Annotated in this window: 1 rRNA gene (only partly in view); it reads left to right on the top strand. The window is 53.8% G+C overall.

From position 1 onward, the window contains the following. The first annotated feature begins 319 nt into the window (after positions 1-319). Positions 320-1885: ribosomal RNA gene (locus EV650_RS40170) — 23S ribosomal RNA — on the top strand; it runs 1656 nt beyond the window's last position.

The following is a 1885-nucleotide window of genomic DNA, read 5'->3' as shown; positions in this document are numbered from 1 at the left end:
ACCGAGGCGCGCTGTTGGGTCCTGAGGAATCGGGCCCAAGCCAACAGGAACTCTGGTTTCTGGGGGTTTGGGGCTTTTTCTTCTGGGTCACGGATGCATGGATCTTTGCGGATCGGTGTGTGTCTGGTGGCTGGGGCCGGCTCTCACTAAACTGCTGGTGGGTTCATCTGATGGGTGTGTTGTTTCCCTTGAGGGTGGGTTCAGTAGTGTGTGGTGAATATCGAGTTGGTTTTCCTGCCCGTATTTTGAGAACTGTATAGTGGACGCGAGCATCTTTGTAGCGTAATTTATTTTGTCTTTTTTATGTTTGTTTGTTTTGTGACAAGCTACTAAGGGCAATCGGTGGATGTCTTGGTACCAAGAGCCGATGAAGGACGTTGGAGCCTGCGATAAGCCCCGGGGAGTTGGCAACCGAGCTGTGATCCGGGGGTGTCCGAATGGGGAAACCCAGCTGGCATTCTAAAGCCAGTTACCAGTGCCTGAACACATAGGGTGTCTGGAGGGAACGCGGGGAAGTGAAACATCTCAGTACCCGTAGGAAGAGAAAACAATAGTGATTCCGTGAGTAGTGGCGAGCGAAAGCGGATGAGGCTAAACCATGTGCGTGTGATAGCCGGCGTGCGTTGCGTATGTGGGGTTGTGGGAGCATTCTGATTCTAATGCCGTGGGATCGAAGAGTTATAAATCACTGTTGAAGTCGAATCTTCTGGAATGTTGAGCCGTAGTGGGTTATAGCCCTGTAGGCGTAAGACAGTGACTCTTGAGTGTTTTCCCAAGTAGCACGGGACTCTTGAAATCCCGTGTGAATCTGGCGGGACCACCCGCTAAGCCTAAATACTTCTTGGTGACCGATAGCGGACTAGTACCGTGAGGGAAAGATGAAAAGTACCCCGGGAGGGGAGTGAAATAGTACCTGAAACCGGTTGCCTACAATCCGTCGGAGCACTCTTCGGGGTGTGACGGCGTGCCTTTTGAAGAATGAGCCTGCGAGTTAGTGGTGTGTGGCGAGGTTAACCCGTGTGGGGTAGCCGTAGCGAAAGCGAGTCTGAATAGGGCGCTTTAGTCGCATGCTCTAGACCCGAAGCGGAGTGATCTATCCATGGGCAGGTTGAAGCGCGGGTAAGACCGCGTGGAGGACCGAACCCACCAGGGTTGAAAACCTGGGGGATGACCTGTGGATAGGGGTGAAAGGCCAATCAAACTCCGTGATAGCTGGTTCTCCCCGAAATGCATATAGGTGCAGCGTCGCGTGTTTCTTACCGGAGGTAGAGCACTGGATGGTCTAGGGGGCTTACCGGCTTACCGAAATCAGCCAAACTCCGAATGCCGGTAAGTGAGAGCGCGGCAGTGAGACTGCGGGGGATAAGCTCCGTAGTCGAGAGGGAAACAGCCCAGATCACCAGCTAAGGCCCCTAAGCGATTGCTAAGTGGAAAAGGATGTGGAGTTGCCCAGACAACCAGGAGGTTGGCTTAGAAGCAGCCACCCTTGAAAGAGTGCGTAATAGCTCACTGGTCAAGTGATTCCGCGCCGACAATGTAGCGGGGCTCAAGCAATCCGCCGAAGCTGTGGCACTCACATAAGTACCCGGCCAAGACTTGATTTTGGTCCAGGTGTGTGGGTGGGTAGGGGAGCGTCGTGCAGCGTGTGAAGCAGCCTAGTGATGGAGTTGTGGATGCTGCACGAGTGAGAATGCAGGCATGAGTAGCGAATGACGGGTGAGAAACCCGTCCGCCGAATGATCAAGGGTTCCAGGGTCAAGCTAATCTGCCCTGGGTAAGTCGGGACCTAAGGCGAGGCCGACAGGCGTAGTCGATGGACAACGGGTTGATATTCCCGTACCGGCATTAACACGACCCGACCGAATCTGCTGATGCTAAACCAATG

The organism is Kribbella kalugense (assembly GCF_004365875.1).
Lineage (GTDB): Bacteria > Actinomycetota > Actinomycetes > Propionibacteriales > Kribbellaceae > Kribbella > Kribbella kalugense.
Note: the sequence above shows the minus strand (reverse complement) of the source record. Positions and strands in the feature narration are given on the sequence as shown.